At 70.6% G+C, this 21,272-nt stretch carries 20 protein-coding genes and 1 pseudogene; 9 read left to right on the forward strand and 12 right to left on the reverse strand.

Translation table 11 applies throughout. The annotated features are described in order from the left end of the window. Positions 1-122 precede the first annotated feature (122 nt). Genes OKW78_RS08200 through hemC form a run of 3 tightly spaced genes read right to left on the reverse strand, consistent with a single transcriptional unit; the run spans position 123 to position 2,921 of the window. A complete protein-coding gene (locus OKW78_RS08200; RefSeq protein WP_281194699.1) occupies positions 123-932 on the reverse strand; it encodes a uroporphyrinogen-III synthase in 810 nt (269 codons plus the stop codon). Then, a complete protein-coding gene (gene cobA, locus OKW78_RS08205) occupies positions 929-1,789 on the reverse strand; it encodes a uroporphyrinogen-III C-methyltransferase (protein ID WP_281194700.1) in 861 nt (286 codons plus the stop codon). The genes OKW78_RS08200 and cobA overlap by 4 nt, the downstream gene beginning before the upstream one ends. Further along, complete coding sequence (hemC, locus tag OKW78_RS08210) at positions 1,782-2,921, reverse strand: hydroxymethylbilane synthase (RefSeq protein WP_281194701.1); 1,140 nt, start codon at positions 2,919-2,921, stop codon at positions 1,782-1,784. Before hemC ends, cobA begins: the two co-directional genes overlap by 8 nt. Before the next feature lie 772 nt (positions 2,922-3,693). Here hemC and OKW78_RS08215 point away from each other — a divergent pair. Further along, a complete protein-coding gene (locus OKW78_RS08215; protein WP_281194702.1) occupies positions 3,694-3,963 on the forward strand; it encodes a hypothetical protein in 270 nt (89 codons plus the stop codon). 117 nt (positions 3,964-4,080) lie between these two features. Here OKW78_RS08215 and OKW78_RS08220 read toward each other — a convergent pair whose 3' ends face one another. From OKW78_RS08220 to OKW78_RS08235, 4 genes are all read right to left on the reverse strand, one after another. After that, a complete protein-coding gene (locus OKW78_RS08220) occupies positions 4,081-4,338 on the reverse strand; it encodes a hypothetical protein (RefSeq protein WP_122104052.1) in 258 nt (85 codons plus the stop codon). Positions 4,339-4,574: 236 nt separating this feature from the next. After that, entirely contained in the window at positions 4,575-5,726 is a 1,152-nt protein-coding gene (locus OKW78_RS08225) for an ABC transporter ATP-binding protein (RefSeq protein ID WP_281194703.1), read from the reverse strand. Then, positions 5,716-7,680 (reverse strand): ABC transporter permease, encoded by a 1,965-nt coding sequence (locus tag OKW78_RS08230; RefSeq protein ID WP_369335031.1) that lies wholly within the window; start codon positions 7,678-7,680, stop codon positions 5,716-5,718. Before OKW78_RS08230 ends, OKW78_RS08225 begins: the two co-directional genes overlap by 11 nt. Beyond that, positions 7,562-8,803, reverse strand: a complete 1,242-nt coding sequence (locus tag OKW78_RS08235) for a thiamine ABC transporter substrate binding subunit (protein WP_281194705.1) — start codon at positions 8,801-8,803, stop codon at positions 7,562-7,564. The genes OKW78_RS08230 and OKW78_RS08235 overlap by 119 nt, the downstream gene beginning before the upstream one ends. Positions 8,804-8,912: 109 nt before the next feature. Here OKW78_RS08235 and OKW78_RS08240 point away from each other — a divergent pair, with 109 nt between their 5' ends. Both OKW78_RS08240 and hisA read left to right on the forward strand, forming a co-directional pair. Then, complete coding sequence (locus tag OKW78_RS08240) at positions 8,913-9,734, forward strand: hypothetical protein (RefSeq protein ID WP_281194706.1); 822 nt, start codon at positions 8,913-8,915, stop codon at positions 9,732-9,734. A 75-nt stretch (positions 9,735-9,809) separates the two neighbouring features. Further along, positions 9,810-10,556 carry a 1-(5-phosphoribosyl)-5-[(5-phosphoribosylamino)methylideneamino]imidazole-4-carboxamide isomerase gene (gene hisA, locus OKW78_RS08245; RefSeq protein WP_281194707.1) on the forward strand — a complete coding sequence of 249 codons (747 nt, stop codon included), beginning with the start codon at positions 9,810-9,812 and terminating at the stop codon, positions 10,554-10,556. 35 nt (positions 10,557-10,591) lie between these two features. Here hisA and OKW78_RS08250 read toward each other — a convergent pair whose 3' ends face one another. Next, on the reverse strand, positions 10,592-11,353 hold the full coding sequence (locus OKW78_RS08250) for a universal stress protein (protein ID WP_281194708.1): 762 nt from the start codon (positions 11,351-11,353) through the stop codon (positions 10,592-10,594). A 2-nt stretch (positions 11,354-11,355) separates the two neighbouring features. After that, positions 11,356-12,825 carry an APC family permease gene (locus OKW78_RS08255; RefSeq protein WP_281194740.1) on the reverse strand — a complete coding sequence of 490 codons (1,470 nt, stop codon included), beginning with the start codon at positions 12,823-12,825 and terminating at the stop codon, positions 11,356-11,358. Between the two features lie 105 nt (positions 12,826-12,930). Between OKW78_RS08255 and hisB the strand changes: the two genes are divergently transcribed. The 3 genes from hisB (at position 12,931) to OKW78_RS08270 (ending at position 14,974) form a co-directional block, all read left to right on the forward strand. After that, positions 12,931-13,527: an imidazoleglycerol-phosphate dehydratase HisB gene (hisB, locus tag OKW78_RS08260; protein WP_281194709.1), complete on the forward strand. Its 597-nt coding sequence runs from the start codon at positions 12,931-12,933 to the stop codon at positions 13,525-13,527. Between the two features lie 107 nt (positions 13,528-13,634). Then, positions 13,635-13,994: a hypothetical protein gene (locus OKW78_RS08265; RefSeq protein WP_281194710.1), complete on the forward strand. Its 360-nt coding sequence runs from the start codon at positions 13,635-13,637 to the stop codon at positions 13,992-13,994. Positions 13,995-14,074: 80 nt separating this feature from the next. Then, positions 14,075-14,974 carry a YkgJ family cysteine cluster protein gene (locus OKW78_RS08270; protein WP_281194711.1) on the forward strand — a complete coding sequence of 300 codons (900 nt, stop codon included), beginning with the start codon at positions 14,075-14,077 and terminating at the stop codon, positions 14,972-14,974. Positions 14,975-15,012: 38 nt separating this feature from the next. On the opposite strand, the gene OKW78_RS08275 is transcribed toward OKW78_RS08270, so the two are convergent. The 3 genes and pseudogenes from OKW78_RS08275 to serB all read right to left on the reverse strand — a co-directional run bounded on the left by OKW78_RS08275 (position 15,013) and on the right by serB (position 17,201). Continuing rightward, positions 15,013-16,101 (reverse strand): Brp/Blh family beta-carotene 15,15'-dioxygenase, encoded by a 1,089-nt coding sequence (locus tag OKW78_RS08275; RefSeq protein WP_281194712.1) that lies wholly within the window; start codon positions 16,099-16,101, stop codon positions 15,013-15,015. Beyond that, positions 16,094-16,399, reverse strand: a pseudogene (locus OKW78_RS08280) (lycopene cyclase domain-containing protein); the annotation flags it as partial. The pseudogene OKW78_RS08280 and the gene OKW78_RS08275, both read right to left, overlap by 8 nt. A 154-nt stretch (positions 16,400-16,553) precedes the next feature. Further along, a complete protein-coding gene (serB, locus tag OKW78_RS08285) occupies positions 16,554-17,201 on the reverse strand; it encodes a phosphoserine phosphatase SerB (protein ID WP_281194713.1) in 648 nt (215 codons plus the stop codon). A 129-nt stretch (positions 17,202-17,330) separates the two neighbouring features. Here serB and OKW78_RS08290 point away from each other — a divergent pair, with 129 nt between their 5' ends. From OKW78_RS08290 to OKW78_RS08300, 3 genes are all read left to right on the forward strand, one after another. Further along, positions 17,331-17,519, forward strand: coding sequence for a hypothetical protein (locus OKW78_RS08290; RefSeq protein ID WP_281194714.1), 189 nt, complete (start codon positions 17,331-17,333; stop codon positions 17,517-17,519). 13 nt (positions 17,520-17,532) lie between these two features. Continuing rightward, on the forward strand, positions 17,533-18,069 hold the full coding sequence (locus tag OKW78_RS08295) for a 2'-5' RNA ligase family protein (protein WP_281194715.1): 537 nt from the start codon (positions 17,533-17,535) through the stop codon (positions 18,067-18,069). A 90-nt stretch (positions 18,070-18,159) separates the two neighbouring features. Further along, positions 18,160-21,090: a DEAD/DEAH box helicase gene (locus OKW78_RS08300; protein ID WP_281194716.1), complete on the forward strand. Its 2,931-nt coding sequence runs from the start codon at positions 18,160-18,162 to the stop codon at positions 21,088-21,090. Positions 21,091-21,272: the final 182 nt, after the last annotated feature.

A 21,272-nucleotide genomic window follows, 5' to 3' on the forward strand; every position in this document is an offset into this window, starting at 1 on the left:
GGTAATTATGGAGGGCACGGTACCGATCCGGAAGGGATCATCCTGCGGACGGAGAATCCGCGGATATCCGTGTGAGTTCTCGTTATCACGTTCCGGGATCGGACGGGATCCGGTCCTCGGAGTCACTCGTCGCCAGCGCGGTCGCGAACCACCTCAACCACGCGTTCGGCGAGGGCCTCGAAGTCCGCCGCGTCGGGGACGGCGTCGACGTCGAATCCGAGATCCCTCGCGGTTTCGGCGGTCGGCGGGCCTATCGCGCCCACGACGGCGTCGTTCGCTCCGGAGAGCGCCGCCTCACGGATCCCCCGATCGTCGGCGGCCGCGAGGAAGTGCTCGACGGTGAGCGAGGAGGTGAACGCGAGCGCGTCGAGGTCTCCGGCGGCGGCCAGTTCGGCCGACTCGCCCGCCTCGGGCGGCCGCGTCAGTCGGTAGAGGACCGTCTCGGTCACGTCCGCGCCGGCGTCGTGGAGTCCCTCGAGCAGCACGTCGCTCCCGTGGTCCGAGCGCGCGATCTCGACGCGCTCGTCGGCGATCCGGTCACGGAGGGCCGCCACGAGCCCCGCGGAGGTGTACTCCTCGGGAACGAGATCGACGTCCCAGCCGGCCTCGCGAGCCGCGGCGGCCGTCGACGGGCCGATGGTGACGAGCGTCGCGTCGCCGGGAGTCCATCCCGCCGCAGCGGCGAGCTCGACGCCCGTCTTGCTCGTGAGTACGACGAACGCGGCGTTATCCGCCGGAACCGCGTCCGTCGGCTCGACCGCGAGCATCGGGTCCGGTACGGGGGTCGCTCCCAGCGACGCGAGCAGGTCGACCGCCTCGTCGATCCGCTCGTCGTCCGGGCGGAAGACCGCGACGCGCGGGCCGGCGTCGACTCCGTCGTCGGGCGAAGCCCGACTGCCGGAGGCGCGTCGCGCCTCGCTGTCGTCGCTCACGCGTCGTCACCGCCCTGTTCGGGTTCCGCGGAAGCCTCCGCGTTCGTCAGAAATTCGACGACGCGGTCGCGGGTCGCGGCCACGTCCCCGATCACCGTGATCGCGGGCGGCTCGATCCCGGCGTCGTCGCGGACGTCGACGATCGTCTCCAGGGTGCCGGTCGCGACGCGCATGTCGGGCCACGTCGCACGCTCGACGAGCGCGACCGGCGTGTCGGGGGGCATTCCTGCCGCACGAAGCTCGGCGGTGTACGCCGGAAGTTTCCCGACGCCCATCAGGACGACGACGGTGCCGCCGGTCGCCGCGAGCGCGTCCCAGTCGACGGCCGACTCGTCCTTCGTCGGGTCCTCGTGGCCGGTGACGAACGAGACCGAGGAGGCGTGATCGCGGTGGGTAACGGGGATCCCGGCGACCGCGGGCCCCGCGATCGCGGAGGTGACGCCGGGGACGACCTCGAAGGGGATCCCGGCGTCCGCGAGGTGTTCGGCCTCCTCGCCGCCGCGGCCGAAGACGAACGGATCGCCGCCCTTGAGCCGGACGACCGACCTCCCCTCGCGGGCCAGCTCGACCAGCCGCCGGTTCGTGTACTCCTGGGGAGTCCACTCGCCGCCCGCGCGCTTGCCGACGTCCTCCCGTTTCGTTTCGGGGATCCGCCCGAGGATCTCCGGGCCGGGCAGCTTGTCGTGAAGCACGACGTCCGCCTCGTCGATCAGCCGCGCCGCCTTGACCGTCAGCAGGTCCGGGTCGCCCGGTCCGGAGCCGACGAGGTACACCGTGCCGACGTCGTCGTCGGGAGCGACGTCTCGGTCGTCGGGAGCGCGGTCGTTCGCGGTCGAGTCCGGCTCGTCTTCAGGCATCCGCGTCGACCTCCTCGCGGGCCTCGGCGATCAGCTCCGCCGCGCCGCGGTCGGCGAGGTCCGCCGCGAACGACGCGGCCGCCGTCGCGTGCGATCGGATCGGGAGGTCGCGCGTCCCGCTCACCTCCTCGGTGCCGTCCGTCGAGAGCACGCGGACCCGGACGTGGACGTGTTCGCCCTGAACGAGCGCCGAGACGCCGATCGGCGCGATACAGCCGCCGTTGAGCTCGGCGAGCACCGTCCGTTCGACGGTCGCCGCGACCCGGGTTCGGGGGTGATCGACCGCCGACCGCACCGCCTCGACGACCTCGTCGTCCGTCGCGGTCACGGCGATGGCACCCTGCCCGGCCGCGGGGACGAACTCCTCGCGGGAGAGCCGGGTCGTCCCGACCTCGTCGAGCAGGTTCGACCGCCGGAGCCCCGCCTCCGCCAGCACGAGCGCGTCGTACTCCTCTTCGACTTTCCGCTCCATCGCCGAGCGTTCGAGGTCCGACAGCGAGTCGAACCACTCCTCGACGCTCCGATCGAACTCCTCGGGGTCGTCCGGATCGGCGGTCTCCTCGTCGTCCTCAGTGGTCTCCTCGTCCTCCTCGGCGGTCAACGCGGCGTCCTCCCCGGAAGCGATCAGTCGGCGCTCGTGTTCCGCCTGGAGCCCGGGCGCGAGCAGCTTCTCGATCCGGGTGTCGACGTTGCCGCGGATCGGCTCGACGACGAGGTCCGGCCGTGTGGCCTTGATCTGGGCGGTCCGCCGGAGCGACCCGGTGCCGACGACGGCTCCCGAGGGGAGGTCCGCGAGCGCCGCCCCCTCGGGATGAACCAGGACGTCGCCGGAGGCGGCGCGCTCGGGAACGCCGGCGACGACGAGGTCGTCGCCGCCCTCCGTGGGGACGTCCTTCATCGAGTGGACGGCGAGGTCGGCGTCGCCGGCGAGCACCTCCTCGTCGAGCGCGCGGACGAACGCTCCCGTTCGGCCGAGCCGGTGGATCAGCTCGTCCGGGATCTGGTCGCCACGAGTCTCCACGCGGCGGATATCGACCTCCCGCCGTCGAGTCGCGAGCGCGTCGCGGACGGTCTCGGCCTGTCGAAGGGCCAGCTCCGACCCGCGAGTGGCGAGGATGAGGGTCTCGGTCATGTTCGAACGCAAGCCCCCCGCGTTCAAAAGCGCACCAGTTCACTTCCACCTTTTTCGAGGAGAGGTTCGCTCGCTCACTGCGTTCGCTTCGAGAACCCCTCCTCGAAAAACCTGGAGGGAAAAAGCCGACTCCGCCGTGTCCGACGGCTCCGTCGGTGAAACGCCTCGCGGTGCTCGGCGTATGCTCAGTACAGGCGGAGAAACGGGCGATCCGTATTGCGGTGGCGCGCCCGGGAGCGGGCCGCCGGCCCGCGACCGGCCCGCGAGGGACGTCGCGAACGAAGTGAGCGACGAGGCTGGGGAGGCGTGAGGTGCGGGGTTGTGCGGGGTGGGACTCAAAGGGGCAGTTGCGAGGGCGACGCTCGACGAAGTAAGGACCGCAGGAGCGAACGAAGAGAGCGACGAGGACCACAGCGAGTCGCGCGAGCCCTCGCGAGTGGGGCTTTGGAGACGGCCACCGCGCCAGCAACGATCCACTCTCGATCAAATCATCCGTCCGACAAGCACGCTCGATCTACCGGATGACCGTGGATAGTACGAGGTGAAACCAACGGGTCGTGAAGCGTTCCATGAGACTCTCCCGATCGCCGTCGTCCGAACATGATCGATCAGTATATATCATAATACATATTATTCCATGTCTAGTACCATGGTATCTCTTACATGGAGTTATCGTGTGTTTCAGACCATCTAAATGCATGTTGTACGTTACCATTTATCAAAATATATTTGAGATATGAAAGTTTATCCCCGCTCGACACGAAGGGATGGTATGGTAGCACCAACTGACCGATCATCGGCCCGCACGTCCAGACTCACCACCACGTCGCCCCCGCTCATCGACTCGCTCGCGGTACTCGCGGGATTCCTCGCGGTCGTGTTCGGTGCGCTCCTGGCCATCGAACACCCGGTCGCCGTCGCGGCCGCGTTCACCGTCGTCGGCACCGCAGTAGTCGTTCGCCACCTGTTTTCCACGTGGATGACTTCGACGCGACCGGTCCGGATCGTCCGATTCGGTCCGCGCCGCCGCTACCGGCTGTAGGACTCCGTTTCACGGCCCGTAGAACGACGTTTCCACGAGAGACCGGTTCGAACGACGCGATCTTCCGGCTTTTCCGGTTTTCCCGGCCTTCCACCCCGTAGCGGTGGTTCGGTCCGATCAGCCCCAGTGCCAGAAGGAGTTCCGGTCCTCGTCGACCGGCTCGGTCCGCTCGCGGAGGTCGGCGACGTCGCCAGCGGTCGGTTCCGTGTCCTCGGGTAACGACTCCATACACTCGAAACAGAGGAAGAACTCGGAGCCGTCGGCGAGTTCCAGGGTCATACCCTGCGTCGACTCGAACGCGAAGTTCCAGAGGTCGCCGATCCCGCCGGCGATCCTGACGGACCGCTCACAGACGTCACACGCCTCCGAGGCCATGTCGGGCCTTGTCGGCCGGACGGTTAAGACGTGTCGGCCGCGGGCGGAGTCGGCGGATCGGACGGTCCCCCACCTCACGCCTCCCCAGCCTCGGCCGGCGGCGGCCGCGGGACCGCACCGCGTCGCGGCCGCCGCCGCCCTCCCTCGCGCGGGCCGGCTCGCGCCCTGGCGGGCGCTCACGGGCACGCGCCACCGCACCCTAACGATAGGTACCACAATGGTGTTTTGGCGTCGAGCTACCTCCCGTCGACGCCGATCACGTGTGCGTCCGCGGGGTCGAACCCCACGACGACCGTCCCGGAGAGGGGGTCCTCGGTTCGCACGAGGAGTTCCCGGTCGCCCCACGCGAGGTGGATCCGCGTCGTCTCCCCGAGGAACTCGGCGCTCTCGACGGTCGCTTCGAGTCCGTTTTCGGTCCGGCCGACCCGCAGGTGCTGCGGGCGGACACAGAAGACGATCCGGTCGCCGATGCCCGGATCTCCGTCCGTAGCGCGGTCGTTGCCGCCGACCGCGACGCGGAGGGTCGCGCCGTCGACGTCCACCGGGACGGAAACGGGGCCCTCCCGGTCTCCGTCCTCGTCCCCGTTCTCACCGTCGCCGGATTCTCCCGCGACGACCCCCTCGAACACGTTGTTGTCGCCGACGAACTCGGCGACGAACCGCGAGGCCGGCCGCCGATACACGGTTCGCGGCTCCGCCACCTGCTCGGGGGTTCCCCCGCGCATCACCGCGACCCGATCGGAGACGGAGAGCGCCTCCTCCTGGTCGTGGGTGACGTAGACGGTGGTGATCCCGAGCTCGCGCTGGATCTCCCGCACCTGGAGCCGCAGGCGCTCGCGGAGGCGCGCGTCGAGCGCGCTCATCGGTTCGTCGAGGAGCAGGAGGTCGGGACCGGGCGCGAGCGCCCGCGCCATCGCCACCCGCTGTCTCTGCCCGCCGGAGAGGCTCTCCGGGTCGCGGTCGGCGGTTCCCGGGAGGTCGACGAGGTCGAGCAGGTCGCGGACGCGCTCCGCGCGGGTCACGTCGCCGGGCGGGTCCGAGAAGCGCAGCCCGTACCCCACGTTCTCGCCGACGGTCATGTGCGGGAACAGCGCGTAGTTCTGGAACACCACGCCCACGTTTCGCCCCTCCGGCGGCACGCCGGAGACGTCCCGCCCGCCGAAACGGACCGTTCCCGCGGTGGGTTCCTCGAAGCCCGCGATCAGTCGGAGCGTGGTCGTCTTCCCGCAGCCGGAGGGACCGACCAGCGTGAAGAACTCGCCCTCCCGGACCGCCAAGTCCACGTCCTCGACGGCGACCGTCCCGTCGTAGCGTTTTCCCACGCCCTCGAGTTCGACGGCGATCGGAGGTTCGCCTTCGCCTCCCCGTTCGTCTCGCTCAGATCCCATCGTACTCACCCCCGAGCCGCTCGATCACGACGAAGCTCAGCCCGGTCACGACGAGGAGGACGCAGCCCATCGCGGTCGCGGGTCCGAGCCGCCGCCCGATGAACCGTTCGATCGCGACCGGCATCGTGTAGGCGTCCGCGCCGGTCGCGAGCACCACCGTCGCCGTGAACTCGCCCATCGAGATGGCGACCGCGAACGCCGCGCCGGCGACGACGCCCGGCCAGACCAGGGGGAGCTCGACGTCGCCTAACACGCGCGCCCGCGATGCGCCGAGCGCGCGCGCCGATTCGATCAGCGACCGGTCGAGCGACTCCAGCCCGGGCGCGACCGTCCGGACGACGAACGGGTAGCCCGCCACCGCGTGGGCGGCGACGATCGCCGCCGATCCGGCGACCGCGATCCGCCATCCTGCGACCTCGACGCCGAACACGAGCCCGCGGAGCAGCCCGAGCCCGACGAGGATCCCCGAGACGGCGAAGGGGGCCATCGCGACCGCGTCGACGAGCTTTCGGCCGCGGTACCGGCGCGTTGTCACGACCGCGACGACGACGCCCATCGGGAGCGCGACGAGCGCCGACGCCGCCGCGAAGACGAGCGAGTTACGAATGGCGGGCCACGGGCGCACCTGGAACGCCGCGCCCGTGCGCTGGCGCTCTACGAGGAACCGGTAGTGGTCGAGCGTGAGCGTCCCGTCGCCCCCGGTGACGCTCGCGAGGACCATGGAGGCGATGGGCGCGAGGAAGACCAGCGCCGCGACGACGCCGTAGACGCCGAGTCCGAGACGGGCGAGGAGCGCTCCCGCGGTCGGCGCGGACGGGACGAGCGGTCGCCGCGGGAGCGGCCGCACGCCCCGCGAAGTCACCGTGTGTCTCGCCTCGTACCGGAGGTACGCGCCGAGCACTGCCAGCGAGATGACGAGCTCGACGACCGCGAGCGCCGCCGCCTCCGCGTAGTTCAGGTCGCGCGCGAGCCGGTAGACGAACACCTCGACCGTCGCCAGCTCGAAGCCGCCGAGCGCCAACACGATCGGGAACGTCCCGAATGTGAAGACGAACGTCAGCGCCGCCCCCATCAACACCGCGGGGTACACCTGCGGGGCGACCACGTCGAGGAACGACCGGAGCGGCCCCGCGCCGAGGCTCCGGGCGGTCTCGACCGCGCCGGCGTCGACGGACTCCCAGGCGGCCGTCGTCACTCGCGCGACGAGCGGCGCGTTGTAGAAGGCGTGGGCGATCACGATCGCCTCCAGCGAGAACATGAGCTCCACGGGACCGAGCCCGACAGCGGCGAGGAGGGCGTTCAGCGTCCCGTTCCGGCCGAAGGTGGCGACGAACCCCACCGCGACCATGATCGACGGGAGCACGAAGGGGACGATCGTCAGCGAGCGCAGCGTCCGCCGCCCGGGGAACTCGAAGCGCGCGAGCAGGTAGGCCGCGGGGAGGCCGAGCGCGACGCTCGCGACCGTCGAGAGGGCGGCCTGGTAGGCGGTGAACCCGACGATCCCGAGCCGGCGGTCGGGATCGACGAGCGCCCGCGCGACCGTGAGCGGGCTCTCGCCCGCGAACAGCCGCGCGAGCTCGCCGAAGTAGAAGGGGTCCCGCAGCAGATCGACGAACACGCCGAGCGTGACCGCGCCGTCGACGACGACCGACTCGACGAGGACGGTTCCCACCGGGTAGTAGAAGACCACGGCCAACACCGCGACCGTCGCGACCGTCAGGCCGGCCAGCGCGTGTCGTTCGATCCGGTCGCGGAGCCGCGCCGTCCGGTTCCGCCGGTGCTCGGGAGCGTCCGGTCCCCCACGACCGCCGGATCCGTGGCTCACGGGTTCGGGATCAGTTGCCCGCGAACTGCCGTTCCCACTCGGAGATCCATCCGTCGAGCGACCCTTGGAGCTGGTCGTACGTGAACGTGACCGGTTCGGCGGGCTCCTGGGCCAGCTCGGCGTAGTCATCGGGGAGCTCCGCGGTGTCGGTCGCGGGGAACGCCACGTTGCGCTGGGCTATCTCCCCCTGTACGTCGGGTTCGAGCATGAACGACATGAACTCCCGCGCGAGGTCGGGCTCGTCGGCGTCGGCGAAGACCGCCATCCCCTCCGGGGTCGCGTACGCCTGGTCGTTCAGGAACCGAATCTGGTGTTCCTCGAGATTTGCGCCCTCCATGTCCGCGAACACCTGGTCGGTGGAGTACGAGACGACGATCGGGGCCTCTCCCTCCGACCACGAGGTGTACGCGTCGTCCCAGGAACCGAGCACGCGAACGTCGTTGTCCTGGAGCTCCGCCCAGTAGTCGAGGTAGTCGTAGTCGGGGTCCCCGTCGTCGCCCTCGACGGCCTCCCCGTCGCCGGCGACGCCCCCGTCGCCGAACCGGGCGACCGTGTGCAACATGAACGCTCGGCCGGTCGAGGAGCCGCCGGGGTTCTGGGCGATCAGGTCGCCGCGGTGCTCCTCCGCGAGCAGCCCCTCGAACGTCTCGGGGGCCTCCGTCTCGGTGCCGTCGTACACGAGGCTGACGTAGCCGGTGTCGAACGGGACCGCCCGCTCGAAGGGATCGAACCGGAGCCCCTCCCGGACCGCGTCGCTTCCCTCGACCTCGCCGGCGGACGCGAAGAGGTCGTCGTCGACCTCCTCGTCGACCCGGACCAGGTCCTCGGCGGTGAGCCCGACGTAGAGGTCGGCGTCGATCGACGCGCCGGAGGCGGCGCGCTCGACGTAGTAGTTCACCTCGTTGTCGGGCGTCGCCCACTCCAACTCGGCGTCGACGCGCGACTCGAACTCCTCTTTCAGCCACTCGCCCGGGCTCACGGAGGGCGCGTCGATGAACGCCCCGTAGGTCGCGACCGTCAGCGTCGGCGTCTCGCTTTCGCCGTCGTCGCCCGCGCCCCCGTCACCGTCGCTTCCCCCGTCCTCGCTTCCGTCGCCGTCGCTTCCGTCGCCGTCGTTTTCCCCGTCGTCCGCCGTCCGCTCCGCGCTACAGCCCGCCAACCCCGCCACGCCCGCCGCACCCCCGAGCGCGAGGAACCGTCGCCGCGTGTGTCGGTCCGCCGATCGGTCGGTCTCGGTCGCGTCGTGTGTCATTACTTGGTTGTTGTACTGGGTGGTTACATAAGGGATCCGTGTCGACGGCGGTATCGGATCCGATACCGTCGCCGACACCGCTTTCCCCCGACGCGACCTCCGGACTCGCATGACCGACGAACGGGCGGAACGAACTGACGGAGTCACGCGACGACGACTGCTCGCCGGCGGCGCGACCGTCGCGGCGGTCGGGCTCGCGGGCTGTCTCGGCACCCGCGACGGGCCGGTGCCGGCACCGACGGTGACGAGCGACCGGATCGACGACGGATGGCGACTGCTCGAGGAGTCGGAGAGCACGGTCTTCGAGGAGGCGTTTGGTCCGGTCACCGTGCGGGCGCTCGAGCACACCCGCGTGTACGAGTACGTCTCCGTCGCCGACGCGCTCTCGGGGACGTTCGACGTCGGCGGCTCGCCGGTCGTCTTCTTCTCGACCCGGATCGACCTCCGACCCGCGATCGACACGCTCCCGGGCGGCGTCGGCCGCGATCGGCTGATGGGGGAGGTCGAGACCGCCGCGCTCGACGCGTTCCGGGGGCAGTTGCGGTCGAGCGGGATCGAGGGGACCGAGGTCGTCGAGGAGGGAACGACGACGGTCGAGACCGGCCACTCCGCGACGGCGTGGCGGCTGACGGGCGAGTTCGCCTTCGAGGGCGAGCTCCCCCTGCCGGACGGGTCGACGACGACGATCGACGAGACCGCGGAGATCAAGGCTCGACTCGGCGTCTGGCACGACGGGACCGACGTGCTCGTCGCCGGCGGAGCGTACCCGACGGAGCCGCTCTCGGACGCGATAGACGGGGCGCTCCCCGACGTGATCGACGCCGAGACGGCGCTCGGGTCGGCGACCGACGAGGAGACCGCGGCGGCGCTCTCGACCGAGCCCGAGACCTTCGACGAGGAGATCGACGCGCTGCTCGTCTCGGTGGAGTGATCCGCCCGATCGACGGGTTCCCCTCGGGCCCGCCGAACCGACCCGTTTAATCGGCAGCCGCGACTGGCATTCGATATGAGTCGAACCCGTTTCTCCGAGTTCGAGGTGATCCCCGCGGTCGACGTCCAGGACGGCGAGGTCGTCCAGCTCGTCGGCGGCGAGCGCGGCACGGGCAAACGCTACGGCGCCCCGGTCGAGGCGGCGTCGAACTGGATCGACGCGGGCGCGCGAACGCTCCACCTGGTCGACCTCGACGGCGCGTTCGAGGGCGAGCGCGCCAACGCCGACGCGATCGAGGCGGTCGTCGACGCCGTCGACGAGGGGATCGGCCTCCAGCTCGGCGGCGGCATCCGGACCGCGGACGACGCCCGCGGGCTGCTGGACGCGGGCATCGATCGCGTGATCCTCGGTACCGCCGCGGTCGAGAACCCGGAGGTCGTCGAGGAGATAAGCGGGACGCACCCGGGGAGCGTCGTCGTGGGGCTCGACGCGAAGGAGGGCGAGGTCGTCGTCTCGGGCTGGACCGAGGGGACCGGCCTCGATCCCGCCGAGGCCGCCGCGCGCTACGAGGAGCTGGGCGCGGGCGCGGTCCTCTTCACGAACGTCGACGTCGAGGGGCGATTGTCGGGGATCGACCGCGAGGCGGTCTCGAGCGTGGTCGACGCGGTCGAGATCCCCGTGATCGCCTCGGGCGGCGTCGCGAGCGTCGACGACGTGGTCGCGCTGAAGGAGGCGGGCGCGGCCGCCGTCGTGGTCGGAACCGCGCTGTACGAGGGGGAGTTCACGCTGCGGGAGGCACAGGCGGCCGCCGACGCGGTCTGAGACGGAGGGGTCACCGCGAATCGGTCCCGCCCCGGCTACTCCTCGGGACGCTCGCGCTGGACGACCAACACCGGACCGAGGAATCGCTCCGCCACCTGTTCGGAGGGCATTCCGAAGACGAACGTGGTGACCGACGGGTCCGTCTCGCCCATGACCACCGCGTCGTGGGACTCGCCGTGACCGGCGATCGCGTCGACCGCCGCATCCGCGTCCTCGACGACGACCCCGATCCGGTCGGGAGCCATCCCGCGCTCGACGAGATCGGCTCTCACCCCGTTCAGGAACGACTCGCCGTCCGCGATCGACTCGTTCTCGTCGAGGGCGTGGTACAGCGTCACCTCGACGTCCGACTCGGCGAACAGGCCGGCGACGAGCCGCGTGTTCCGCCCGACGCCGACCGTTCCTCGGAGCGCGACGAGGACGGACTCGACGCGCTCGGTGCTGTTCGGAACGAGCACCGCCAGACAGTCGTGCTCGTAGATGAGCCGATCCACGGTCGTCCCCTCGTCGTGGGTGAACACGAGCCGCGTCTCGACGGACGCGCCGGCGTCCGCCAGCGTGCCGGCGAACTCGTCGAGTTTCGACATCGCGACCTCGCCGAATTGCGCTCTCGCCTGCTCCGCGGCCGTCTGTTCGGGGATCACGTGGTACCCCAACAGGACGACGTGCGCGTTCGCGAGCAGGTCCGCGGTGCCGGTCGGGAGCGACTCGCCCTCCAGCACTTCGAGCGGGACGAGCACCGCGGGTCGGTCGCTCTCGGTTCGTGTCGGGTCGTCCGGTGGTGTCGTGTCGGTCATGGTTAGAACCGCCCCTTGAGTTCGACGTCGGTCCCGTAGTACCGGTACCAGCCGTAGGCCGCGACCATGACGGCGATCCCGATGCCGATCGAGGCCGGCTGCATGAACGCGATGAGCGCGAAGCTCGCGAACGCGCCGACGCCGGCGACCGCGAGCCCGGCCGGACAGCGGAACGACGGCGTGTACCAGTCGGGTCGCTCGCGCCGGAGACGGATCAGCGCGACGCAGATCAGCCCGTACATCACGAGATGGAGGAACGAGGCGACCTCCGCGAGCAGCTCCACCTGCCCGGTCGCGGCGAGGACGACGATCGGCCCGCCGGCGAGCCCCAGGGCGACGTGTGGCGTCCCGTATCGGAGGTTGATACGGCTCGCGGCCGCGGGAATGAGGTCGTCGCGGCTCACCGCGTACACGGCGCGCGAGGCGCTGAGGATCGACGCGTTCGCGCTCGAGAACGTCGCCAATAGGCCGGCGATCACGATGGCGATCGCTCCGGGAAACCCGATGAACTCACGCGCGACCTCGACCATGGCGGTCTCGCCGAACTCGCCGAGGCGGGCGCTGCCGAACGCGCTCGTCGCGACGAAGACCGTGACGACGTAGAACACGCCGACGACGAGGACGGACGCGACCATGGCCAGCGGGAGGTTTCGCGAGGGGTCCTTGATGTCGCCGGCGACGGTCGCCACCTGTGCGAAGCCGAGATACGAGGTGAACACGAGCGCCGCCGTCTGGAGCACCGGCAACAGTCCGCCGGGCGGGAAGAAGCGTTCCGGCGTGCTCTCCGTCCCGAACACGCCGAGCGCGTCGAGGCTTCCGTAGCTCAGAAACAGCGTGAGGATGACGAGCAGGACCATCACGATCCCGTTCTGGAGCGACGCGGTGTTCTCGGTCCCGAAGAGGCTGAGCGCCGTGAGCCCCACCCCGAAGGCCACCCCCAGGGGGACCGCCGGATCCACCGGGAGCGCGATCCCCGCCTCCAGGAACACCTGCCCGGCGTAGCTCCCGAGTCCGACGAGGTAGAACGCGGACGCGAACACGAGCCCGAGCCAGAGCCCGAGACCGACGATCGCGCCGGGGGCGGTGCCGAGCCCCCGCGAGATGAAGAAGTAGCCGCCGCCGCTTCGCGGCATCGCCGTCGCGAGCTCGGAGGTCGGCAGGGCCACGAGCAGCGCGACGACGGCGCCGATGGCGAACGACAGCGACGCGGCCGGGCCGGCGTTCTCGGCCGCGAGCCCGGGGAACACGAAGATCCCCGCGCCGATCATCGTCCCGATCCCGATCGCGAGCCCCCCGGTGAGTCCGATCGTCCGTTCGAGCTCCCCCTCGCCGGTGTCGGCGTCGACGACGTCGGCGAGCGCGTCCGGAACGTCGACCTCGGCCGCCGGACCGACGATCCCCGGTCCGGAGGCGTCGGGGACGCCGGATCCGTTGGGATCGCCGGAGCCATCGGAACCGTTCGGAGCGTCCATGTCGCGAGGAACGACTCCCGCACGGACCAAATAGCCACCGCCGGGTTCGCTCGCGAGCATCGTCCCACCCGCAACCGCCTTAAGATCCCCCGCCGACGGTCGGGTATGAGCGAGCACGACCGGACCGCGGCCGTCTCCCGCGAGACGGCGGAGACGACGATCGAGTTGACCCTCGCGATCGACGGCGACGGGGAGAGCGAGGTCGACACCGGGATCGGGTTTTACGACCACATGCTCGAGTCATTCGCGAAACACGGCCTCTTCGACCTCACCGTCCGCTGTGACGGCGACACCCACATCGACGACCACCACACCGTCGAGGACGTGGCGATCTGTCTCGGGGAGGCGTTCGAGGAGGCACTCGGCGACAAGCGCGGCATCCGGCGGTACGCCGACCGGCGGGTCCCGCTCGACGAGGCGGTCGCGAGCGTCGTCGTCGACGTGGCGGGACGGCCGTACTACGACTTCTCCGGCGAGTTCTCCCAGGAATCGATCGGCGGGTTCACGAGCGTCATGGCCGACCATTTCGCACTCTCGCTCGCGCACAACGCCGGACTCACGCTCCACGCCGCGGTCGAGACGGGCGACAACGCCCACCACGAGGTCGAGGCGCTGTTCAAGGCGCTGGCGCGCTCGCTCGACGACGCGACGCGGATCGACGAGCGACGCAGCGACACGCCGAGCACGAAGGGGGAGCTGTAGGCGGTATCGCGCCCGCGAGGGGCCCAACCGCCGTACGCCATCGACTCCCACAAAGGCGAGTTTGACCCTCCGTGACAGCCATATCCCCTCGGGTCGGACCACGGAGTATGGTCCGACTGTCCCCGTCCGACCTCCTCCGGACGTCCTCGACGACCGACGACAGCACCCGCTGGCGACTCGAGAGCGAGGACCTCCACGTCCGCAACCACGACCCCGAAACCGCACACGACGTCCGACTGACGATCCGCCGTGACGGCGAGTGCCGCCACCGCGCGGAGTACCACCTGCTTCCCGACCAGTCGGGGAGCTCGATGAACCTCCTCCAGCCCGGCGAATACGCCGTCACGGCCGCCGTCGACGACGGCCAGACGGAGACGGCCACGGTTCGCGTCTCCGACGACTCGGATCGGACGATCGTCGTCGAGGTCATCAACGGGTCGGTACGGATCTCCGAGGGGATCCACTAGGTCGGCCGACCGATCGATCTCGAGCCGACACCCTCCGACCGATCCCTTTTACCCGTGCGAGTCGTTCCCAGGCACGACCCATGGATCTCCGCTGTGAGGGGTGTGCCGGTTGCTGTGTCGACTGGCGGCCGCTCGCGCCCGAGGCCGCCGGCTCCGACCGGGACGGCCGCCGGCCGCCGCTCGACGACGTCTACGGCCTCGCGCCGCTCACCCGCGACGAGGCGGTCGGCTTCCTCGACCGCGGGCTCGGCGACGCCATGGCGCCCCGTCTCTTCGAGCCCGCGGAGGGGGACGACCGCGTCCGGATCGACGGGACCGACCTCGCGGCCGTCGACGGCCGACCGGTCTTCGTGGTCGGCCTCAGGAAGCCGCCGAAGCCGGTCGCGCCGATCGGCACCGACACGGTCCGCTGGCTCGACGCGTGCGTCTTCCTCGATCCGACCACCCTCCAGTGTCGGATCCACGGCGACGAGGCGTACCCGCGGACCTGCTCGACGTATCCCGGTCACAACCTCGCGCTCGACGCGGAGACCGAATGCGAGCGCGTCGAGGCCGCGGGCGGCGGCGAGCGCCTCCTCGACGGCGACCCGCCCGCGGACCTCCCCGCGCCGGCGTTCGGTCCGCAGGCGATGGGATCGACCGTCTTCGCGTACCCCGATCCGGACGACCTCGAGGGCGTGATCGCGCGGATCCGTGACGGCGAGACGACCGTCGGCGACCGTGCTCGGTTCGTCGGGGCGGCCGCCGGCTCGCGTCCCGGATCGCTCTCCGTGGACCGTGACCGCATGGGCGACGCACGTGCCCGAGCCCGCGAGGCCGACTCGTGGGCGGGAAACGCGATCCGCGGCTGGCACGAGCGAGCGGGAGCCGACGGGAGGACCGTCGATCTCGACGACTCGGCTCGCGAGCGGCTGGTTCGAGAGCTGGAGGACGGCGCGGGCGCGCCGGGGACGCCGGGGTGGGACGGGGTCGACTCCTGACCCCGCGGGGGCGAGTCGGTCGAGTCTGCCGGATCGAGTCAGTTGGACCCGCCCGGCCGCCACATCCGCTGTTTCCCGTCGAGCCACGCGACGACGACCACGTGCGGGAGCGTCAGGGCCGCGATGGCGACGAGCGAGACGGCGAGGACGTCCCCCGGAGCGGCGACCCCCGACGGGACGGCCAGTCCCACGCCCCCCACGACGAGGAACCCGCCGAGCGTGAGCGGCGCGGCGTCGCGGCCGAACCGGGAGAGCGCCCCGCGGACGTCCCCTTCGGCGAGACGCCTCGCGGACTCCTCATCGAGCAACGTCAGCCGCCCCACGTGCCGGAGCGAGTGCCAGGCGGCGAAGTAGACGCCGATGGCGAAGACGGGCGCGGCGAGCAGGAACCACGCCCACAACACGCCCGTCTCGCCGGCGTCGCGGAGCCACCCCCGTCGGTCCGCGCCGGCCCGTACCCGGCGGTAGCCGAGCGCCATCGACAGCAGCGTCGCGACCGCCATGACCACGCCGACCGCGAGCCGCGTCGACGGGCCGAAAAGCGAATCGAGGGCGGCGGTCACACCGGTCGTACCGGCCCCACCGGTCGCATCGGCGGCGAACAGACCGATCATCCACTCGGCCACGAGCCGGTACTCTTCGGGATGGCTCACGAGCGGGACGCCCATCGGAAGCCCGCCGCGGACGAACAGGGTCAGCGCCCGCTCGCCGGGAGACTGGAGGTGGTCGACGCCGGCGAGGACGAGCGCGGCCACGTCACCCTGCCCCCAGTGGATCCAGGTGAGTCCGACAAATCCGACGAACGCCGCGAGCGGCGCGACGAAGAACGCGGCGACGACCGCGCCGCCGAGGAGCGCGTACGCGATCGAGACGGTCGCCACCGACCGCCGCAGCGACGTCCGGCCCACCCCGACCGCACGCAGCGGAACCAGGTGATCGACCGCGCCGTGAGCCATTCCGACGACCAGCGTGCCGAGCGCGAACGTCGCGACGCCGACTTCGACCGGAAACAGAGGGGTAACGGCCCCCAAGGGGACCAGCGCTCCCATCGCGATCGCGGGATATCGTGCGAACCAGCCGTCGACGATCGCGCGCGCGGCACGGTCGTCGCCTCCGGCGTCAGTCATCGACGGGATCGAGCTCGACGTCCGGTTCGACCGCGGTCCCGTGTCGCTCGATCCCGGTGCCGTGTCGCCCGCTCGACGCGGACCACTGGGTCTCATGCCGATCGAACACCCGCTCGAGGAGGACGAGGCCGTTGACGGTCATGAGCCCGGCGGCGACGAAGAAGTACATCTCCTCGATCGGGAGACCGAGAACGGTCACGCCGGTGGTGAGATCCGCGGATGTTTGCCGGGTCCCCAGCCCGATCGCGATCCGGTCGACGACCCAGAGGTACGCCGCCGTACCGAGCGTCGCCGCGAGAGCGGGGAGGGTGAAGACGAGGTGGAACTGAAGATCGGTCGGAGTGGGGATCACCATACCACCCGAACGGAACCGGCCATGTCGTGACGTTCGGGTCGGTCCTCATGAAAGATCGGTCCCGATCATCTCGATCGGATCCGTGATCGGCTGCCGTTCACTCCGATCCCGAGAGCACGCCGTGGGCCTCGAGCACCTTCCCGAGGCGGTACATCGAGGCGACCACCGCGTCACAGACCGGCCTGACCGCCGGCTTCGGGACGAACCCGACGGAGAGACCCGCGACCTCGAGCATCGGGAGGTCGTTCGCGCCGTCGCCGACCGCGACCGTCGACGCCATCGGAACGCCGAGATCCGCGGCGAGCTCCGCCAACGCGTCGTCCTTGGTACCCTCGATCAGCGGCCCCTCCGCCTCGCCGGTGAGTTTTCCGTTCGCGATCGGCAGTCGGTTGGCGACGATCGTGTCGGCCTCGGCACCTTCGCGTTCGAGCGCGCGCTCGACCCCGCGCTCGAAGCCGCCGGTGAGCACCGCGACGTGGTGGCCGTCCGCCCGGAGCCGTTTCATCAGCCGCGCCGCGCCCGGCCGGAGCCGGACCGCGTCGAACGCCTCGTTCGCGGCCCCCTCGTCGAGGCCGCCGAGCAGCTCAGCGCGGCTGTAGAGGCTCTCCGCGTAGCTTATCTCGTCGTTCATCGCGCGTTCCGTGATCTCGGCGATCTCGTCGGCGACGCCCCCGCGCTCCGCGAGCAACACCGTCATCTCGGAGTCGGAGAGCGTGCCGTCGAAGTCGAACGCGATCAGGCTCATGCCCGTCGTTGGTCCGGCAAGGGTCTTTAACCGCCTGATCGGTTGCCGTCTCCGACCGCGGCCACCCGCTTCGACGAGGTGTCCCGACGCTCCGGTGGGCTTTTGCCCGCTCCGGACGTCCTCGCCGACATGAACCGCGCCGAGATCGACGTCGACGACCTCCTGAAGATCGTTCTCGGGCTCGCGATCGTGTGGCTTCTCCTGGAGATCCTCGGGACGGTTTTGGATCTGACCTTCGCGCTGCTCGACGCCCTGCCGACGCTGATCGTCCTCGTCATCGTCGTCCTGATCGTATTACGGCTCGCCGATCGGATCTAATCGCGTCCGAGCCGTGTTCAGCCTCAACGTCCCGCTCCCGCCCCCTGTGGAGCGGCTCGCCGGCGATCTCCAGCCGAAACTCTCGGGGTACGATCGGGTTCGCGACCGACACACGCTCGTGTGTAAGCGGTTCGGCGTCTCGGCCGTGACCGCGGCCGACGACCCCCCGCCGCGCCCGGCGGCCCTCGACCGCATCCGCGACCGACTCCGGCCGCTCCTCGCGCCGGTCGACCCCTTCGCGGTCGCGGTCACCGGGGTCGGCGCGTTCGAGACGCCCGCGTCCGGATCCGATCCCGTCGTCTACCTCGCCGTCGAGAGCGACGCGCTCCTCCGGCTCCACCGTCGGCTGTGCGTCGAGTACGGCGCGATCGAGGGGATCGAGGGCGAGGCGTACGTCCCTCACGTCACGCTGGCGCGCGGCGGATCCCCGGCGGCCGCGAGCCGCCTCGTCGACGCCGGCGTCGAGTTCGACCCGATCCGGTGGCGGGTCCATGCGCTGGACCTGTACGACCCCAAGTTCCGCGAGGTCGCGGCGACGATCGAGCTGTGAGGTGAGGGAGGGCGATGACGACGGCGTCGTTCCGACGACTGGAGCACGGACGGCGACGGGCTTAATCGGCCGAACGCCCAACGTTCGGTGATGTCGGAATCGTCGGGTATGGAGGCGTTCACGCACCTCGGAAGCGACGTTCGGGAGGCGCTCTCGGAGCGGGGCTTCTCGACGCCGACGGAGCCGCAGCGGAAGGCGATCCCGCCGCTTTCCGCGGGACGGAACGCCCTCGTGTTGGCTCCCACGGGCACCGGAAAGACCGAGACCGCGATGCTGCCCGTCCTCGACGCGATCCATCGCGCCCGCGACGCCCCCGGCGAGGAGCCGCGCGAGGGGATCTCGGCGCTGTACGTCACTCCGCTCCGCGCGCTCAACCGCGACATGATGGACCGACTGGAGTGGTGGGGCGGCCGGCTGAACGTCGAGGTCGCGGTGCGTCACGGCGACACGACGCGGTACGAGCGGTCGAAACAGGCCGACGACCCGCCGGACGTGCTGATCACGACGCCCGAAACGCTCCAGGCGATCCTGACCGGATCGAAGATGCGGATCGCCCTGGAGGACGTCGCCCACGTCGTGGTCGACGAGGTCCACGAGCTGGCGTCGGCCAAACGCGGCGCCCAGCTCACCGTCGGGCTCGAACGGCTCCGACGCGTCGCCGGCCCGTTCCAGCGGATCGGGTTGAGCGCGACCGTCGGGTCGCCCGAGGAGGTCGGGCGGTTCCTCGTCGGTTGCGGCCGTCGGGACCCGGACCGAGAGGGCGACCGCGAGTTCGAGACGGTCGAGGTCGCGGCCGGGACGCGAACCGACGTGCGGGTGCTCGATCCCGAGATCACGGAGGCGGACTCGCGGCTGGCCGGCGAGCTCGCGACCGACGAGACGACCGCGAGCCACGTCAGGACGATCCGCGAGATCGTCGCCGACCACGAGTCGACGCTGATCTTCGTCAACACGCGACAGACCGCGGAGGCGCTCGGGTCGCGGTTCAAGACGCTCGCGGCGGACGACCGGGACGGCGACCCCGCGGGCGACCCGGACGAGGGGGCGGCGACGATCGAGGTCCACCACGGCTCGCTCTCGAAGGAGGTCCGCGTCGACGTCGAGGACCGGTTCAAGGCGGGCGAGGTCGACGGGCTCGTCTGTACGTCCTCGATGGAGCTCGGCATCGACGTGGGCCGCGTCGACCACGTGGTCCAGTACGGGAGCCCCCGCGAGGTCGCCCGGCTGCTCCAGCGGATCGGGCGGGCGGGCCACCGGCGGGACCTGGTCTCCGAGGGGACCGTGGTGACGCAGGGGGGCGACGACACGCTGGAGGCGATGGCGATCGCCCGGCGGGCCGGCGAGGGCCTCGTCGAACCCGCGAACATCCATCACGGCAGCCTCGATACGGTCGCCAACCAGGTTGTCGGCGTGGTGATGGACGAGGGCGAGGTCCACGCCAGAGCGGTCTACGAGACGGTCACGAACGCGTACCCCTTCCGGGGGCTCTCGGAGCCGACGTTTCAGGAGATCGTCCGCGAGCTCGACGGGAACCGTTTACTGTGGCTCGACGAGGAAACCGACACCCTCGAGAAGTCCGGCGGCACCTGGCAGTACTTCTACGCGAACCTCTCGATGATCCCCGACGAGTCCACCTACGAGGTGTACGACATGTCCTCCCGGCGGGGGATCGGGACCCTCGACGAGCGGTTCGTCGTGAACTTCGCCGGGCCGGGCGAGACGTTCGTCCAGCGCGGCGAGATGTGGCGGATCACGGAGGTCGACGAGGAGGAGGAGCGCGTCGAGGTCACCCCGATCGCCGACCCCGCCGGGGAGGTGCCCTCGTGGACCGGCCGGGAGATCCCCGTGCCGAAGCCGGTCGCCGAGGAGGTCGGCCGGATCCGCGGGGAGGTCGCGAGCGCGCTCGAGGCCGGGTCGACGCCGGCGGCGGTCGCGGGCGATCTGGCCGGACGATACCCGACGGACGAACGGACCGTCGGGGAGGCGATCGGGACGATCGCGGACCACGTCGACGCGGGCCATCCCGTACCGACCGACGAGCGGATCGCCATCGAGGGAAGCGCGCGAACCGTCGCGGTCAACGCGACGTTCGGCCACGAGGTCAACGAGACGCTCGCGCGTCTGCTCGCCGCGCTCGTCGGGCAGCGCGCGGGGTCGTCGGTCGGGATGGACGTCGACCCCTACCGGGTCGAGTTCGAGGTGCCGAGCGGGGTCGGCCCCGGGACGTTCCGGGAGGTCCTCGAGACGACCGATCCGGCGGGCCTGGAGGCGTACCTCGAGATCGCCGTGAAGAACTCCGAGGCGCTGAAGTTCACGCTCGCGCAGGTCGCCGCGAAGTTCGGGTCGGTCAAACGCTACCGGGAGGGTCGCGGGAAGTTCGGCGGCGACCGCCTGCTCGCGGCCCTGGAGGGAACGCCCGTCTACGACGAGGCGCTTCGAGAGGTGTTCCACGCCGACCTCGCGGTCGCGGAGACGGCCGACGTTCTCGAGGGGGTCCGGTCCGGACGCATCGGCCTCGAGACCGCCCGCGAACGAACACCGATCGGCACCGCCGGCCGGTCGGCCGGCACGGAGTTCCTCGTGCCGGAGAACGCCGACGCCGACGTGATCGAGACGGTCCGCGAACGGATCCGGAACGACCGGGTGCGGCTGTTCTGTCTCCACTGTACGGACTGGGAGCGGACCACCAAGGTCAGGAGGGTCGGGGAGCGACCGGAGTGCCCCGAGTGCGGATCGACGCGGATCGCGTCGTTGAACCCCTGGGACGAGGAGACCGTCGCGGCCGTCCGCGCGACCGACAAGGACGACGAGGAGGAGCGTCGCACCGAACGGGCACATCGGGCGGCGAGTCTGGTCCAGACCCACGGGAAGCGTGCGGTGATCGCGATGGCCGCGCGCGGCGTCGGCCCGCACAACGCCGCCAGGATCATCAACCGCCTCCGGGAGGACGAGGACGAGTTCTATCGGGACGTGTTGCGGCAGGAGCGCGAGTATGCGCGGACGCAATCGTTTTGGGATTGACCGGAACGGGGGATCGTGGGATTGACCAGGGCGTGGGATCGACGAGAGAAATAATCACCTCTCCGATACGTTCGTGACCGGCCGGATCGGTCGCGCGTTTCGCCCGGGACCCCTCCGCAAACGAATCACGACGACGATCGAACGCGGGCGTCGGATTCGCGATCATAGATCAGTAACGACCA

Origin of the sequence: Halorubrum sp. F4, from assembly GCF_027257195.1 — an archaeon.
Classification (GTDB): domain Archaea; phylum Halobacteriota; class Halobacteria; order Halobacteriales; family Haloferacaceae; genus Halorubrum.

Excerpts from the sequence above, each read along its gene's own strand:
- OKW78_RS08215 (WP_281194702.1), top strand. The coding sequence starts at position 3,694 with ATGGTAGCACCAACTGACCGATCATCGGCCCGCACGTCCAGACTCACC.
- OKW78_RS08275 (WP_281194712.1), bottom strand. The coding sequence starts at position 16,101 with ATGACTGACGCCGGAGGCGACGACCGTGCCGCGCGCGCGATCGTCGAC.
- OKW78_RS08225 (WP_281194703.1), bottom strand. The coding sequence starts at position 5,726 with ATGGGATCTGAGCGAGACGAACGGGGAGGCGAAGGCGAACCTCCGATC.
- OKW78_RS08250 (WP_281194708.1), bottom strand. The coding sequence starts at position 11,353 with ATGACCGACACGACACCACCGGACGACCCGACACGAACCGAGAGCGAC.
- serB (WP_281194713.1), bottom strand. The coding sequence starts at position 17,201 with ATGAGCCTGATCGCGTTCGACTTCGACGGCACGCTCTCCGACTCCGAG.
- OKW78_RS08265 (WP_281194710.1), top strand. The coding sequence starts at position 13,635 with ATGGTCCGACTGTCCCCGTCCGACCTCCTCCGGACGTCCTCGACGACC.
- hemC (WP_281194701.1), bottom strand. The coding sequence starts at position 2,921 with ATGACCGAGACCCTCATCCTCGCCACTCGCGGGTCGGAGCTGGCCCTT.
- OKW78_RS08235 (WP_281194705.1), bottom strand. The coding sequence starts at position 8,803 with ATGACACACGACGCGACCGAGACCGACCGATCGGCGGACCGACACACG.
- hisA (WP_281194707.1), top strand. The coding sequence starts at position 9,810 with ATGAGTCGAACCCGTTTCTCCGAGTTCGAGGTGATCCCCGCGGTCGAC.
- OKW78_RS08230 (WP_369335031.1), bottom strand. The coding sequence starts at position 7,680 with ATGACTACGCCGAGCTGGCCCAGGAGCCCGCCGAACCGGTCACGTTCA.
- OKW78_RS08270 (WP_281194711.1), top strand. The coding sequence starts at position 14,075 with ATGGATCTCCGCTGTGAGGGGTGTGCCGGTTGCTGTGTCGACTGGCGG.
- hisB (WP_281194709.1), top strand. The coding sequence starts at position 12,931 with ATGAGCGAGCACGACCGGACCGCGGCCGTCTCCCGCGAGACGGCGGAG.
- OKW78_RS08240 (WP_281194706.1), top strand. The coding sequence starts at position 8,913 with ATGACCGACGAACGGGCGGAACGAACTGACGGAGTCACGCGACGACGA.
- cobA (WP_281194700.1), bottom strand. The coding sequence starts at position 1,789 with ATGCCTGAAGACGAGCCGGACTCGACCGCGAACGACCGCGCTCCCGAC.
- OKW78_RS08220 (WP_122104052.1), bottom strand. The coding sequence starts at position 4,338 with ATGGCCTCGGAGGCGTGTGACGTCTGTGAGCGGTCCGTCAGGATCGCC.
- OKW78_RS08290 (WP_281194714.1), top strand. The coding sequence starts at position 17,331 with ATGAACCGCGCCGAGATCGACGTCGACGACCTCCTGAAGATCGTTCTC.
- OKW78_RS08300 (WP_281194716.1), top strand. The coding sequence starts at position 18,160 with ATGTCGGAATCGTCGGGTATGGAGGCGTTCACGCACCTCGGAAGCGAC.
- OKW78_RS08255 (WP_281194740.1), bottom strand. The coding sequence starts at position 12,825 with ATGGACGCTCCGAACGGTTCCGATGGCTCCGGCGATCCCAACGGATCC.